Raw genomic sequence first — 14,687 nt, forward strand, 5'->3', positions numbered from 1 at the left:
GGCGCAGGCAGTTTCGGACAGGGGCCATGACAACAAGGCGGCAGATGGGTGTTCAGGATGAGGCGGCGGGGCTGGAGGCAGAGTTGCTCCGCCTGGCCATGGCGCAGTCGTTCAACGCGGTGATGATCACCGATGCGCTGCCGGGTCCGCAGGGTCCGCGCATCGTGTACGCCAACCCCGCGCTGTGCCAGATGACGGGTTACAGCGAGGCGGAGTTGCTCGGGCAGACGCCCCGGATGCTGCAAGGCCCCTTGACCAGCCCCGAAGTGATCCAGACCCTGCGGGAGTGCCTGCAGGCGCAGCGCTTCTTTCGGGGCGCGACGGTCAACTACCGCAAGGATGGCAGTCCCTACACGGTGGAGTGGAACATTTCGCCCGTCAAGGACGAGCAGGGCGTGGTCACCCATTACGTGTCGGTGCAGCAAGACATCAGCGCGGTGACCGACGCATGGGCGACCAGCGAGTTGCTGGCCAAGGCGCTGGACGCGGCCCAGGATGCGGCCCAGGATGCGGTGATGATTGCCAATGCCCAGGGCGAGATCGAATTCGTCAACCAGGGCTTCGAGCAGATCACCGGCTTCAGCCGGGTCGAAGCCCTGGGACAGAGCCCGGCCATCCTGAAATCCGGTGAGCACAACGAAGCCTTCTACGCACGGCTGTGGCAGGCGATTCAGGCCGGCCAGACCTTCCGGGCGGTGTTCATCAATCGGCACAAGCAGGGGCACCTGATCCATTGCGAGGAGACCGTCTCCCCGGTTCGAGGCCCCGACGGGACGGTCACGCACTTTGTCAGCCTGATCCGCGATCAGACCGCCCGTGCGCGCACCGAACAGACCTTGCGGGAGCAGGCCACGCGCGATGCGCTGACCCAGTTGCTGAACCGCCGCGCGGGGGAGTGGGCGCTGGAGCGGGCCTTCCTGTCCGCCCGCGAAGGGCACAAGCGGTGTTGCGTGATCCTGGCCGACATCGATCACTTCAAGCAGATCAACGACACCTGGGGGCACCCGGTGGGCGACCAGGTCTTGCAGCGCGTGGCCGCGGTGTTGCGGGCCGGCGTGCGCGCCTCCGACAGCGTGGTGCGCTGGGGCGGCGAGGAGTTCTTGCTGGTGTTGCCCTACTGTGAGGCGGTGGCGGCCCAGTTGCAGGCCGAGCGCCTGCGCGAGCGGCTGGCCCAGGTCGCGCACGCGGAGGTCGGCCGCGTGACGGTGTCCATGGGCGTGGCCGAGTTGCAGTCGCACGAAACCCTGGCCAGCCTCATCGAGCGCGTTGACCAGGCGCTCTACAGCGCCAAGCATGCCGGGCGCAACCAGATCTCACTGAGGTAAGCGGTAGCCGCGCTCGCGCATCAGGCGCACGGTGGCGGCAACCACCTCAGGGTCATACCGTTGCCCCTGGTGGCTCTCCAGCTCGGCCAGGGCGGCGTCGAGGCCCACGGCGGGGCGATAGGGCCGGTGTGAGGACATGGACTCCAGCACATCGGCCACGGCCAGCACCCGCGCTTCGGGCAGGATCTCGTCGCCCTGCAGGCCACGTGGGTAGCCGCTGCCATCGAGCCGCTCGTGGTGCTGGCGGATGATCTCGGCCACCGGGGTGCGGAAGGGCACGTCCTTGAGGATCTCGTAGCCCGCCTGGGCGTGGCCCTTCATCAGCTCCATTTCGAGCTGGGTCAGGCGCGTGGGTTTGGTCAGGATCTCCGAGGGCACGGCGATCTTGCCGATGTCGTGCACCAGGCCGATCAGCTCCAGGTCCTTGCAGCGGGCCTCGTCCCAGCCCAGCTCGCGGGCGATGGCCGCGGCGATCAGTCCCACGTGACGTTCGTGCCCGGCGGTGTAGGGGTCGCGCATCTCGACCATGTTGGAGACCGCCTGCAGGGTGCCCCGCATGGCCGCTTCGAGCTGCTGCACATAGCCGGCGATCTGGTCATCGGCCTGCTTGCGGTCGGTGATGTCCTGCGCCATCACGATGGTCGCCGGCAGACCGTCGTCCCAGACGATGCGCTTGGCGTGCAGACCCAGCTCGATCACGCGACCGTCCTTGCGACGCACCGGCACGCTGGTGCTGTCGTTGGGCAAGGTGCCATCGTCGACCTGGTTTTGGCGCGCGCGCAGGTGGTCCGCGGAGTTCGCCCCCTCATCGAGCACGACGAAACGCAGCGCGTCCTGCCCGATGAGTTCGTCGGGTGTGTAGCCCAGGATCTCGGCAAAGCGTGGGTTGACGTAGATGAAATGGCTCTGGCGGCGCACGAAGATGCCGCTGATGGTCTGCTCCACCATGCTGCGGAAGCGCTGTTCGCTGTCGCGCAGCGCCTGTTCGCTGCGGCGGATGTCGGTCAGGTCGGTCCAGGCCACGATCACGTCGTTGTCGGCCACCGAAAAGGTGCCGCGAGCGATCCGGACGCTGCCGTCCTTGCAGTGCAGGGTCAGCTCGGGCGAGGTGCCGGATTGGCCATCCTGGCAGCGCGCGAGGTTGTCATGCCAATGGCGTTGCAGGTGCTTGCGCTCCATCGGGTCGGGGAGCACCAGCTCGAACCAGTGGTCTTCGTTGCGGATGTCGGACAAGGCGTAGCCCAGCCACCGCTGGTGGGCGGCGTTCAGCGCGAGGATCTTCAGGTCCGAGCGGCGGTGCAGCTGCATCGGCACCGGGGTGGCCTGGAACACCTGCTCGAAGCGCCGTGCCATCTGCTCGGCGGTCTCTTCGGCGCTGGCGCTGCGGGCCTGGGAGGCGGCGCGCTCCAGCGTGGCCTGGACTTCGTTGGCGATGTCTTCGAGCAGGCGGGTCTGTTCTGCATCGAAGTCGCTCAGGCCGCGTGCGTACAGGGCCACAAAGCCCACGAGTAGACCTTCACAGCGCAGGGCCACGCAGGCCTGGTGGCTCAGGCCCTGGTTCAGCAGGCTGTGGTGCCAGACATCGGTGGGCGAGGGCGGCAGGAGGGCGCCGACGGGGCGCGGGGCGGGCAAGGGCACCCTCTGGGTGGTGACCGGGCTCTGCCTCAGGTCGGCCTGAACCGCCTCGAAGGGGCCCATCGCCTGCGTCAGCAGGCCGCTCAGCGTCTCGGTTTGCTCGGGCGCCAAACCGTGATGCAGGTACAGCGTCGGGCCGGGGGTGTCGCTCAGGGCCATGAACAGCGCGGGAAAGGCGCCATGGCTGCGCAGGACGCCAAGCAGGGCGGCCAGGATCTCTTCTCGGGTGTGGCGCCGCGTCACCTCGCGGTTGGTGGCGCTCAGCATCTCGTACAGGGAAGTCAGGCGCTGGACGCGTTCGGCAGCCTGCATGCGCTGCAGGGTTTCGTTGAGTTGGGCGGCCACGCTGACGAGGAGGTCCCGTTCTTCGGGCAGGAAGAAGGCCAGGGGAGCGTCGAGTTCGTCGGGGTACCAGGCGTGCAGGTGGCCCACCAGAACCCCGTTGCGCTCGATGCTGGCCTGCAGGTGGCGGCGTGGCCGCGGGCTGGGCAGGGTGCTGCCGAAATGCCCCCAGCTGCTGTCGATGCAGATCTGAGCCTGATCGGGCAAGACAAAGCAGGGCGGCAGAAGGTCCACCAGCTTGGCCAGCTTGCCGGGCAGGTCGAGGTGTGGGGCCTTGAGCAGGTCAGCCACGCCGTGCAGGCCGCGCAACTCCTTGACGCGTTCGTTGAGCTCATGCACCAGGCTCTCGCGCTCGCGGCTCAGGCGCTCGCGCTCGGTGACGTCCCGCAGCACCTGGACCCAGGCCGTGTGCAGCCCCTCGCCTTGCAGCGGGGCCATGTGGTATTCCACGGTGCGTTGCCCGGGCAGCTCCTGAGTGATCAGGAAGCTGGTGTGGGTCTGCTGCATGCGCTGGCAGACCGGGCAAGTGCCGGTGGCGTCGTGGGGCGCGTGCAGCAGGGTGTGAACCGATTGGCCGACCAGGGCTTCGGCGGACTGGCCCAACCACGTTGCCGTGGCCTGGTTGGCCTGCACGATGGAGCCGTCTTCGGCCACGATCACGGTCGGATCGGGGACGGCATCGTAGCGGCTGGCCGTGCGGGCCAGCATGTCGAAGGGCGCCTGCAGGGTGTGCTGCACCAGGGCGTCGTACACGAACCAGTAGGCGTAGATCTTGAGCAGGTGGCCCACCAGGTTGGCGTTGGCGTACACGCTGACGTAGCGGGTGAAGGCGAATTCGGCGGCCATCATGACCAGGGCGGCGGCCAGCAGTCGGTGCAGCAGGTGTGCCGGCATCAGCGCCCGTCGGCGCCAGAACAGTGCAGCCGCCACGCCCATCATGGCGATGATGAGGTACTCGGCGTAGATCTTGAACGGCGTCAGGCCCTGGCCGTCGATGTAGGCCGTGGGGAAGTGGCCCGTGGTGATCAGCAGCACACACAACACCGTCCAGCTGCCGAACGCCAGGTGCAGCGGCAGCACGGGCAGCATGCGGCGCAGCATCAGGGGGGCGAGCAGCAAGGTGGCCGCTTGCAGGAAGCGCGCGGCGACCCAGAACTGGGTGGCGGGGTTGGCGCTGTCCACGGGCAGCAGCTGCATGCCCTTGAAGGTCAGGCTGTGCAGCAGGTCGAGCCCCGCACACCAGCCGATGCCCACAGCGATGAACACCACGAAGTGGTTGCGGGTGAACTGCACCGAAGTGGTGGCCACGGCCAAGGCGGTCCAGGCCACCACGGCCGAGATCAGTTCGGCCAGCATGTGCCCCAGGAGATAGCCGTGCTGGCTGGCCCACCAGGTGGCCAGGGCCATGAGGGTGGGGGGCAGCAGGGCGCGCAGCGGCCCGCGTGTGGACGTCGACCAGGCGGTGTCAGGCAAGGGAGAGGGGACGGTCACGATGGGGCGCACAAGCAGATGCCGGGATGGATCTCAGTCTAGCGGGTTGTGGTGTGCGGAACGTGACGGGCGTCAGACCGACAGCGTGGTCATGGCGTACATGGGCGTGCCGGTCCAGGGCATCCAGCAGGCCTCGGTGACCGCGCCCAGCCAGCCATAGCACTCGGCCACGCTGCGACGGCTGTGCAGGCGCAGCCGGGGGTGGGGGCGGGTGAGTTCGGCCTGGCTGGCCGGGCACCACAAGAACTGCGCGCCGGTGGGGCCCACCGTGGGGTGGAGGCGGGCCATGCCGCGCCCCACCTGGGACATGGTGTCGAGCATCATCTGTGAGCCGGGGGGCGCCTGCTCGGCAAACTCGGCCAGCACGGCTTGCACCTGGGCCGGGCTCAGGTACATCAGCACGCCTTCGCACAGCACGAACACGGGCTTGTGGGCGGGGCCGCTGGGCAGGCCCAGGCGCTGCCACCAGCCGGGCGTGCGCAGGTCGAGTTCGGCGTGGTGCTGGCGCGGGCTGTCCGGGTTGAGGCAGCGGGTCCGCAGGGCCATGACCTCGGGCAGGTCGGTGTCGAGCCAGTGGTTGTGGCCCTGGTCCAGCCACTGGAAGTGCTGCGACAGGCCGCAGCCCAGGTTCACGCCCAGGCTGTCCGGGTGTTCGCGGAAAAAGGCCTGGCCGGCTTGCTGGATGACCCGGGTGCGCCACAGGATGTTCTGCACCGTGGCGCGGTCTTGCAGGTAGGGCTGCAGGTCCAGCTTGAGCTGGCCGAGGAGCTGCACGGCCGCGGCATCTTCGCAGGCCAGCGCAGGGAAGCATTCGCCGCCGCATGCACGGGCCACCAGCGGGATGAGCAAGGTGCGGCACACCGGGGGCAAGGCGTCTTGCAGGCCATCGACCGATCTCAAAACTGCGCCCCCTTGGTGTGTAGGTCAGCGCTTCAGTTTATCGGACAGGGGTGGCACGGGGGCGCGGATGGGCCTGGGGTTTGCCCGAAGGTCAACTCCGCCAGCGCGCCCACGCCGCCAGGGCAATGCGGTAGGTGTTCAGTTGCACCTGCACCGTGGTGCGAATGTCATGCCCATAGCCGCCGGCCATCGCCATGGCCACAGGCAGGTGGTGCTGCCAGGCCCAGTCGAACACGCGCTGGTCGCGGGTGGCCAGGCCGGCATCGCTCAGGCGCAGGCGGCCCAGGCGGTCGCCTTCGTGCGGGTCGGCGCCAGCGAGGTAGATCAGCAGACCGGGCTCGCAGCGTCGTTCGACCTCGGCCAGGCCCTGCTCGAGCGCGGCAAGGTAGGGCTCGTCGGTGCAGCCGTCGGGCAGCTCGATGTCGCAGTCGCTGGGTTCCTTGCGAAAGGGAAAGTTCTTGGCGCCGTGCAGCGACAGGGTGAAGACGCTGGGGTCGCCGCGAAAGATTTTGGCGCTGCCATTGCCCTGGTGCACGTCCAGGTCGATGATGGCCACCTGCAGAGGGCGCGAGGGCGGGTCGATGCCGGCGCGCAAGCGCTCGATCTGCATCAGGCGGGCGGCCACGGCCGCGTCGTTGAACACGCAAAAGCCGCTCCCCTTGTCGGCATAGGCGTGGTGGGTGCCACCGGCCAGATTGGCCGCCACGCCCTCGCCCGACAGCGCCACGCGGCAGGCTTGCACGGTGGCTCCCACGGAGCGGCGGGCGCGCTCGTTCATGCCGGGGCTCCAGGGAAAGCCGATTTCGCGTTGCTGCGCGGGGCTCAGCGTGCCCTCGCGCACCGCGTCGATGTAGGCGGGGTCGTGGACCAGGGCCAGGGCGGCCTCGTCGGCCGGCTCGGCCTGTTGCAGCGTGACCTCGGGCAGGTGCTGCGTGATCTGGTCGCGCAGCATCTCGTACTTCGCCATCGGGAAGCTGTGCCCATCGGGCAGGGGCAGGACGAAATGGTCGGCGTAGAAGGCTTGCACGGAAATGATTGTGCGGCTTGCGCGTCGGTTCTGCGAGGCGGGCCGGTGGGCTGCAGCCGATTCGTCCTCGGTACATACTCATGACCTTGCACAACTGACGTTGTATGAAGGCTGACATGAGCGATTTGCTGCCCCATCACCCCGACGTGGACCGCCTGGTGGAACTGATGCGCCTGGCACCCCAGGGCGATGACCATTTTCTGGCGCAAAGCGATGACATCGGCACGCCCGCGCTGTTTGGCGGGCAGGCGCTGGGCCAGGCCTTGATGGCCGCCAGCCTGACGGTGCCCGCCGACCGCATGGTGCACTCGCTGCACGCCTACTTTCTGCTGCCCGGCGAACACGCGCCGGTGACCTACGAGGTGGACCGCGTGCGCGATGGGCGTAGCTTCAGCATGCGCAGCGTGGTGGCGCGCCAGAGCGACAAGATCATTTTCGAGCTGACGGCCTCCTTCCAGACGGCCGACGAGGGCCCGGAGCACCAGGTGCCGATGCCGACGCACCCAGGTCCTGAGGGCCTGGTGCCCGAGAGCGTGGGGCGTGATGCCATTCGCCACCTGTTGCCGATGCCCTACCGCGAAAAGCTGCTGGGCCCGCGTGGGCTGGAGTTGCGCCGCATCTCGCCGCTGCATCCGATGAACCCGCAGCCTCGCACGGGGGGCTCAGCCATGTGGGTGCGCTCGCTGGCCCGCTTGCCCGACGATCCGCTGGTGCACCGCGCCCTGCTGGCCTATGTGTCCGACCACGGCCTGTTGCTGGCCGCCACCGAGCCGCATGGCCTGAGCCTGCTGCGCGGCGATGTGCGCCTGGCCAGCCTGGACCACGCGATGTGGTTCCACCGTGATTTCCGTCTGGATGACTGGCTGCTGTACGTGATCGACTCGCCGAGCGCCGGTGGCGCGCGCGGGCTGTGCTCGGGTCGCTACTATTCGCGCGATGGTCGCCTGGTCGCCTCGGTCATGCAGGAAGGCATGATGCGCCAGATCAGGAAGGGCTGAGGCGCCCTGCGTGGTTCACCCGTGCGCCAGGACGCGGTGTACCACGCGGTTGCGGCCACCCTGTTTGGCGGCATACAGGCGTGCGTCGGCCATCTGGACGGGGGCGTCCTGGTCGTCCTGTGTGGGCTCGGCCATCGCCAGGCCCACGCTGATGGTGACCAGTCCGGCGGTGGGATCGGGCGCGCTCTCGACCGCTTGGCGCAGTTTCTCGGCCACCATGCAGGCGCCCGCCTCATCGGTGTGGGGCAGCAGGACGAGGAACTCCTCGCCGCCGAAACGTGAGACGAAGTCGCTCTCCCGCAAGGGGCCGCGCAGGCATTGCGACACCCGCTGCAGCACCTGGTCGCCCACGGCATGGCCATGCTGGTCGTTGACCCGTTTGAAGTGGTCGACGTCGATCATGAGCACGGCGTAGGGCAGGTGGCTGCGCCTCATGCGCAACCACTCTTCGCGCAGGCGCTCGTTGGCCGCCAGGCGGTTGGGCAGGCCGGTGAGCACATCGTGGCGGGCCAGGCGGTGCAGCGCCGCATTGGCGTACGCCAGTTCGGCGGTGCGGGCCTCGACCTTGGATTCCAGCTCGGCGTTGAGCTGGCGGATCTGTGCTTCGGCGTGGTGACGCAAGGTGGCGTCGATGCACAGGCCGGTGAAGTGCAGGGGGGAGCCGTCGGCGTCGTAGCGGACCTGTCCGTAGGCGTCGATCCAGCGCATCTCGCCCGTGTTGCGCACGATGCGGTAAGAGGCGACGAACGGACGGCGATCGCGGATGGACTCTTCGAGGGCGCGCTCGGCGTCGGGCAGATCGTCGGGGTGGACCAGGGCGCGCCAGGTGTCGAAGTGGGCCCGATCGTGCTGTGGGTCGAGGCCAAACAGCTGGAGCATGGCCGGCGACCAGTTGAGGCGTTCGGTGCGCATGTCCCAATCCCAGGCCCCGGCCCCCGCAGCGCGCTCGGCCATGTGGAGCAACTCCTGCGTCTGGCGCAGGGCGCGTTCCTGTTCCTGGCGTGCGGCCGCTTCACGTTCGGCGCGCAGCGCCATGCGGGTCTGGCGTGGCTCGGTGACGTCTTCCACCATGGCCAGAAAGCACGGGGGCTCGCCTTCGGCCACGGTCACGCGGGTTTCGTTGACGTGTACCCACAGCACGCTGCCGTCGGGGTGCACATAGCGCTTGTCGCGCAGGAAGCAGGCGATGCGGCCTTCGCGCAACTGGGTCTTGTGCGTGACCTCATGGGCGAGGTCATCGGGGTGGGTCAGGTGCATCCAGTCCTGTCCGCGCAGCGCCTCACGCGAGCGGCCGGCCAGGTCGGCGAAGCGCTGGTTGAGGTCGATGATGCGGTCGGTGGCCGGATCGATCAGCACGATGCCCAGGTGGGATTGCTCGAACACCGCGCGCCAGAGCGTTTCAGGCTTGGCCGTGACCAAGGGCCGAAGCGAGGCGGGTGGCTGCAGTTGAGCGGACATGGCGTGTCAGGGGCGCCGACAGGGGGCAAAAATCAACGACGAACCATTGTGAGGGGTGATGCCGGCGTTCAACATGTGAAAACTACCCGGAGTGACCGGGATTTTCCACGATGACCTCGGTTTGGCGCGTGCAACGCACACAGCCCCTCGCAAGGGGCTGTGGGGCGGGTCGGGGCGGTCAGCGCGCGATCAGAAAGCGGCCGAGCCGGTGATCGCACGGCCCAGGATCAGGGCGTGGATGTCGTGCGTGCCTTCGTAGGTGTTGACCACCTCGAGGTTGACCAGGTGACGGGCCACGCCGAATTCGTCGGAGATGCCGTTGCCACCCATCATGTCGCGCGCCATGCGGGCGATGTCCAGCGACTTGCCGCAGTTGTTGCGCTTCATGATCGAGGTCACTTCGACCGGGGCCTTGCCGGCGTCTTTCAGGCGACCCAGGGCCAAGCTGCCTTGGAGGCCCAGCGTGATCTCGGTGAGCATGTCGGCCAGCTTCTTCTGGATCAGCTGGTTGGCCGCCAGGGGCTTGCCGAACTGCTTGCGGTCCATCACGTACTGGCGGGCGCGGGCGTAGCAGTCCTCGGCCGCACCCAGGGCGCCCCAGGAGATGCCATAGCGGGCGCTGTTCAGGCAGGTGAAGGGGCCCTTCAGACCACGCACTTCGGGGAAAGCGTTTTCTTCCGGCACGAACACTTCGTCCATCACGATCTCACCGGTGATGGAGGCACGCAGGCCGACCTTGCCGTGGATGGCGGGGGCGCTCAGACCCTTCCAGCCCTTCTCCAGCACGAAGCCGCGGATGGCGTCCTTGCCGTTCTCGTTGCACTGCGCCCAGACCACGAACACGTCGGCGATCGGCGAGTTCGAGATCCACATCTTCGAGCCGCTGAGCTTGTAGCCACCTTCCACCTTGGTGGCGCGGGTGATCATGCTGCCGGGGTCGGAGCCGTGGTTGGGTTCGGTCAGGCCGAAGCAGCCGATGTACTCGCCGGTGCACAGCTTGGGCAGGTACTTGCGCTTGGTCGCTTCGGTGCCGAATTCGTTGATGGGCACCATGACCAGCGAGTGCTGCACGCTCATCATCGAGCGGTAGCCCGAGTCCACGCGCTCGACTTCGCGGGCCACCAGGCCGTAAGAGACGTAGTTCAGACCGGAGCCACCGTACTCGGTGGGGATGGTCACGCCCAGCAGGCCCAGCTCGCCCATCTCGCGGAAGATGGACGGGTCGGTCTTCTCGTGACGGAAAGCTTCCAGCACGCGCGGGGCCAGCTTGTCCTGGCAGTAGGCGCGGGCGGCGTCGCGCACGGCGCGTTCGTCATCGGTCAACTGCTGGTCCAGCAGCAGGGCGTCATCCCATTGGAAAGTGGCTTTGGCGTGTGCAGACATGAGGGGTTCCTTGGGGTGGTGGCAGGGCAGAGGGTTCAGGCTTGAGCGGCCGAAGGGGGGCTGAGCTCGCGGTCTTGCAGCTCACGCCACTGGATCTTGCCCGAAGCGGACTTGGGCAGGTGGTCGACGATGCTGACAATGCGGGGGCTCTTGTAGGCGGCCATGTGGTCATGGGCCCATTCAACGATCTCTTGCTCGGTGACGGTGCCGACGTGATCGGGCTTGAGCACGACGACGGCCTTGACGGTTTCACCGCGGCGCGGGTCTTGCGCCGCGATCACGCAGGCTTCCTGGATGGCCGGGTGGTGATACAGCATGGCTTCGACTTCGGCGGGCCAGACCTTGAAGCCCGAGGCATTGATCATGCGCTTGAGGCGGTCGACCATGAAGAAATAGCCGTGCTCGTCGGCATAGGCCAAGTCGCCCGTGCGCAGGAAGCGCTTGCCGTCGATCTCGACGAAGCTGTCGCGGTTGGCGTCAGGGGCGCGCCAGTACTCGCGCATGACCTGGGGGCCGTGGACGATGATCTCGCCGATCTCGCCGGCGGGCAGTTCGGCAAAGGTGGATGGGTCCACCACGCGCGCATCCACATCGAAAATGGGGATGCCCAGGCACTGCTTCATCGGGCGCTGGGTGGGGTTGATGTGGGTGGCCGCCATGGTCTCGGACATGCCGTAACCCTCGATGTAATCGGCCCCCACCAGGTTCTTGAGCTTTTGCGCGATGGCTTCGGGCATGGCCGCGCCGCCACCGCCCACGCTGTTCAGGCTGGACAGATCGAACGCATCGAGATTCGGGTGGGACAGCATGTCCACCACCATGGTCGAGATCAGCTGGGCGGCCGTCACCTTGTAGCGGCCGATGCACTGCAGCGCCACGTCGCGGTCCCAGCGCGGGATCACGATGGCGGTGGCGCCTAGGTAGATCGCGCCATTGAGCGCGTTCTGCATGCCCGTCACGTGGAAGAAGGGCAGCACCGCGAGCATCACGGTGTCAGCGCTGGACTTGAGCCACACGTGGCGCGCGATGGTGTTGTACATCACGCTGCGGTGCGTGTGCACGCAACCCTTGGGATGGCCGGTGGTGCCTGATGTGTAGGGCATCACGGCCATGTCGTCGGGGCCGGCCGTCATGGGGCTGGGCGACAGGTTGGCGGCCAGGGCGTCCATCCAGGCCACGGCACCCGCATCGCTGAAGCTGCGACGCGGTTCGGTCACGAAGGGCGGCACGCGCAGGTCGGTCGGCTCGGTCAGGTAGTCGCTGTAGGTGGCGACGATGGCGTGGCGCAGGCCTTCGCTGTCCGGCGCCTCGTGCACGCCTTCGTTGAGCAGGGGCTGCACGTGGTGGTACAGGTCCTGCGGCACGAAGATGGTGGTGGCCTGGGCATCTCTGACGTAGTGACGGAGTTCGTCCGTCAGGTTCATCGGGTTGACCGGCACCACCACCGCATCAGCCCTCAAGATGGCGTAGTACGCGAGTGCGTACTGCGGGCTGTTTTGCATGTAGAGCAGCACGCGATCGCCCTTGCGCACGCCGCAGACTTGCTGCAGGTAGCCGGCCAGCCGCTCGGTCTCGACATGGAACTGCCCGTAGCTCAGGGGCGTGTCGTAGAAGATGAAGTACGGCTTGTCGGGGTGCTGCGCGGCAGCACGCTCGACGTTGGCGTACAGGTGCGTGGCGGGGACGTCCAGGTGCCGGGGCACTTGGTCGGGCCAGTGAGCAAGGTGGCGATCGGACATGCTGTCAGTCTGAGGCTCAGGCCTGACCCAGCGCGATGAAGCGCTGCAGGTGGTGGTCTTCGTCGCCCAGCACATGGTCGATCATGATCAGGCGCTTGGCGTAGTGCGGCATGGGCAGCTCCCAGGTCACCCCGATGCCACCGTGCAGCTGGATGGACTCTTCGGCCACCAGGGCGCCGGTCTTGCCCACCGTGTACTTGGCGGCCGACAGGGCACGCTCACGGGCGATGCGGTCGCTGCCGTCCAGGGCCGAGGCGGCGTTGATGACGGCCGAGCGGGCCTGCTCGATTTCGAGCAGCACGGTGGCCATGCGGTGTTGCAGGGCCTGGAAGCTGCCGATGACCTTGCCGAACTGCTTGCGGGTCTGCAGGTACTCGATGGTGGCCTTCTTGCACACTTCCATCGCACCCAGCGACTCGGCCGCCAGGGCCAGCAGGCCACGACCGACGGCGTGCTCCAGCGTGGCGTGGCCTTGGCCTTCGGCGCCCAGCAGGGCCGAGGCGGGCACACGTACCTGGCTGAACGTGATTTCACCCGCGCGGGTGCCGTCCACATTGCCGTAGGCACGGATGCTCAGGCCGGCGGTACCCGCGGGCACGACGAACAGCGAGAGGCCGGCTTCGTCGTCCACATTGCCGCTGGTGCGGGCCGAGACCACGATCTGCTGGGCCTGGTCGGCGAAGGGCACGACGGCCTTGGCGCCGTCGATCACGTAGTGGTCGCCGTCACGGGTGGCACGGGTGCTGACGCGGTTCAGCGCGTAGTGGGCATCGGCTTCTTCGTGGGCCAGCGTGGCGATCAGGCCACCGCCGATGATCTCTTCGATCAGGGCCTTCTGGGCGTCGTTGCCTGCATGGGCAATGGCCGAGCCGGCCAGCACGGCCGTGGCCAGCACGGGCTCGACCACCAGGCCGCGGCCCAGGGATTCGAACACGGTGGCGATGTCAAAGCCGGTGCCGCCAAAGCCACCTTGCTCTTCGGTGAACAGGGCGCCGATCAGGCCCAGCTCGGCGAACTGGGCCCACTGCTCGGCGCTGTAGCCGGTGGCCGACTTGCTGATGGCGTGACGGGTTTCGATGCTGTACTGCTCGGCCAGGTAGCGGTCGAGCGAATCAGCCAGCATGCGACGGTCGTCGGATTGGTTGAAGTTCATGGTTGTGTTCCTCGCCAGTCGATGCTTACAGACCCAGGATCATCTTGGAGATGATGTTCTTCTGGATTTCGTTGGAGCCGCCGTAGATCGACAGCTTGCGATAGTTGAAGTAGTGCGATGCCGCAAAGGCCGATTCCTGCGGGCCGATGGGCGCCTCGGTGTAGGCCTCGTCCAGCGCTTCCTGGATGTAAGGCAGGGCGTAGGGGCCCAGGGCGCGACGGGTCAGCGACAGGATTTCCTGACGGATCTCGGTGCCCTTGATCTTGAGCATCGAGCTCTCCGCACCGGGCACGCCACCACCGGCCACGGCGGCGATCACGCGCAGGTTGGTGGTCTTCATGTTTTCCAGGTCGATCTCGACCTTGGCGATGCGGGCGGCGAACAGCGGGTCTTGGTCCAGCGGCTTGCCGTTCTTCTGCACGCGCGAGGCCAGGGCTTTGAGGCGCTCCAGGCCGGCCACCGAGTGACCGACGCCAGCGATGTTGGTGCGTTCGTGCGTCAGCAGGTACTTGGCGCAGTCCCAGCCCTTGTTCTCTTCGCCCACCAGGTTGGCCACCGGCACGCGCACGTCGGTGAAGAAGACTTCGTTGATCTCGTGCTCGCCGTCGAGCATGATGATGGGGCGGATCTCGATGCCGGGGGTGGCCATGTCGACCAGCACGAAGCTGATGCCCTGCTGGGGCTTGGCATCACGGTCGGTGCGCACCAGGCAGAAGATCATGTTGGCGTGCTGCCCCAGGGTGGTCCAGGTCTTTTGGCCGTTGATGACGTAGTGGTCGCCATCGCGCACGGCGGTGGTCTTGACCGAGGCCAGGTCGGAGCCGGCACCGGGTTCAGAGTAACCCTGGCACCACCAGTCCTGACCGTTGAGGATGCGCGGCAACCAGTAGCGCTTTTGCGCTTCGCTGCCGTACTTGATGATGACGGGGGCCACCATGGCCACGCCGAAAGGCTGGATGCGGGGCGTGTGGGCCAGCGCGCACTCGTTGTCGAAAATGAACTTCTCGACGACGCTCCAGCCCGTGCCGCCGTACTCGACCGGCCAGCCCGAGGCCAGCCAGCCCTTCTGGTTCAGCAGCGCGTGCCATTCTTCAAAGTCGGCCTTGGTGAAGCGCTTGCCTGCGTCGCCCTTTTGCTTGAGGCGCGCGGGCACGTCGTCGTTCAGGAAGCGTTGCACCTCGGCGCGGAAGGCTTCTTCCTGAGGGGTGAAATTCAGGTCCATGTTGGTGCTCCTCG

General features: G+C 67.3%; 10 protein-coding genes. 2 read left to right on the forward strand and 8 right to left on the reverse strand.

Going from position 1 to position 14,687, the window contains the following annotated elements; translation table 11 throughout:
• The first annotated feature begins 44 nt into the window (after positions 1–44).
• Positions 45–1,325 (forward strand): sensor domain-containing diguanylate cyclase, encoded by a 1,281-nt coding sequence (locus tag AC3WW4_RS03170; RefSeq protein ID WP_488826940.1) that lies wholly within the window; start codon positions 45–47, stop codon positions 1,323–1,325.
• On the opposite strand, the gene AC3WW4_RS03175 is transcribed toward AC3WW4_RS03170, so the two are convergent.
• From AC3WW4_RS03175 to AC3WW4_RS03185, 3 genes are all read right to left on the reverse strand, one after another.
• Entirely contained in the window at positions 1,314–4,793 is a 3,480-nt protein-coding gene (locus tag AC3WW4_RS03175; protein WP_488826941.1) for an MASE3 domain-containing protein, read from the reverse strand. The genes AC3WW4_RS03170 and AC3WW4_RS03175 overlap by 12 nt on opposite strands.
• A 72-nt stretch (positions 4,794–4,865) precedes the next feature.
• Positions 4,866–5,693: a class I SAM-dependent methyltransferase gene (locus tag AC3WW4_RS03180; RefSeq protein ID WP_488826942.1), complete on the reverse strand. Its 828-nt coding sequence runs from the start codon at positions 5,691–5,693 to the stop codon at positions 4,866–4,868.
• A 91-nt stretch (positions 5,694–5,784) separates the two neighbouring features.
• A complete protein-coding gene (locus tag AC3WW4_RS03185) occupies positions 5,785–6,720 on the reverse strand; it encodes a histone deacetylase family protein (protein WP_488826944.1) in 936 nt (311 codons plus the stop codon).
• A 116-nt stretch (positions 6,721–6,836) separates the two neighbouring features.
• Here AC3WW4_RS03185 and AC3WW4_RS03190 point away from each other — a divergent pair, with 116 nt between their 5' ends.
• Positions 6,837–7,718, forward strand: a complete 882-nt coding sequence (locus tag AC3WW4_RS03190; RefSeq protein WP_488826945.1) for an acyl-CoA thioesterase — start codon at positions 6,837–6,839, stop codon at positions 7,716–7,718.
• 15 nt (positions 7,719–7,733) lie between these two features.
• Here AC3WW4_RS03190 and AC3WW4_RS03195 read toward each other — a convergent pair whose 3' ends face one another.
• From AC3WW4_RS03195 to AC3WW4_RS03215, 5 genes are all read right to left on the reverse strand, one after another.
• Entirely contained in the window at positions 7,734–9,176 is a 1,443-nt protein-coding gene (locus AC3WW4_RS03195) for a GGDEF domain-containing protein (protein ID WP_488826947.1), read from the reverse strand.
• 189 nt (positions 9,177–9,365) lie between these two features.
• Positions 9,366–10,559 carry an acyl-CoA dehydrogenase gene (locus tag AC3WW4_RS03200; protein WP_488826948.1) on the reverse strand — a complete coding sequence of 398 codons (1,194 nt, stop codon included), beginning with the start codon at positions 10,557–10,559 and terminating at the stop codon, positions 9,366–9,368.
• Between the two features lie 35 nt (positions 10,560–10,594).
• On the reverse strand, positions 10,595–12,298 hold the full coding sequence (locus tag AC3WW4_RS03205; RefSeq protein ID WP_488826949.1) for a long-chain fatty acid--CoA ligase: 1,704 nt from the start codon (positions 12,296–12,298) through the stop codon (positions 10,595–10,597).
• Positions 12,299–12,314: 16 nt separating this feature from the next.
• Positions 12,315–13,451: an acyl-CoA dehydrogenase family protein gene (locus AC3WW4_RS03210; RefSeq protein WP_488826950.1), complete on the reverse strand. Its 1,137-nt coding sequence runs from the start codon at positions 13,449–13,451 to the stop codon at positions 12,315–12,317.
• A gap of 25 nt (positions 13,452–13,476) precedes the next feature.
• Positions 13,477–14,673 carry an acyl-CoA dehydrogenase family protein gene (locus tag AC3WW4_RS03215; RefSeq protein ID WP_488826951.1) on the reverse strand — a complete coding sequence of 399 codons (1,197 nt, stop codon included), beginning with the start codon at positions 14,671–14,673 and terminating at the stop codon, positions 13,477–13,479.
• Positions 14,674–14,687 lie beyond the last annotated feature (14 nt).

It is taken from the genome of Aquabacterium sp. TM01 (genome assembly GCF_057808345.1).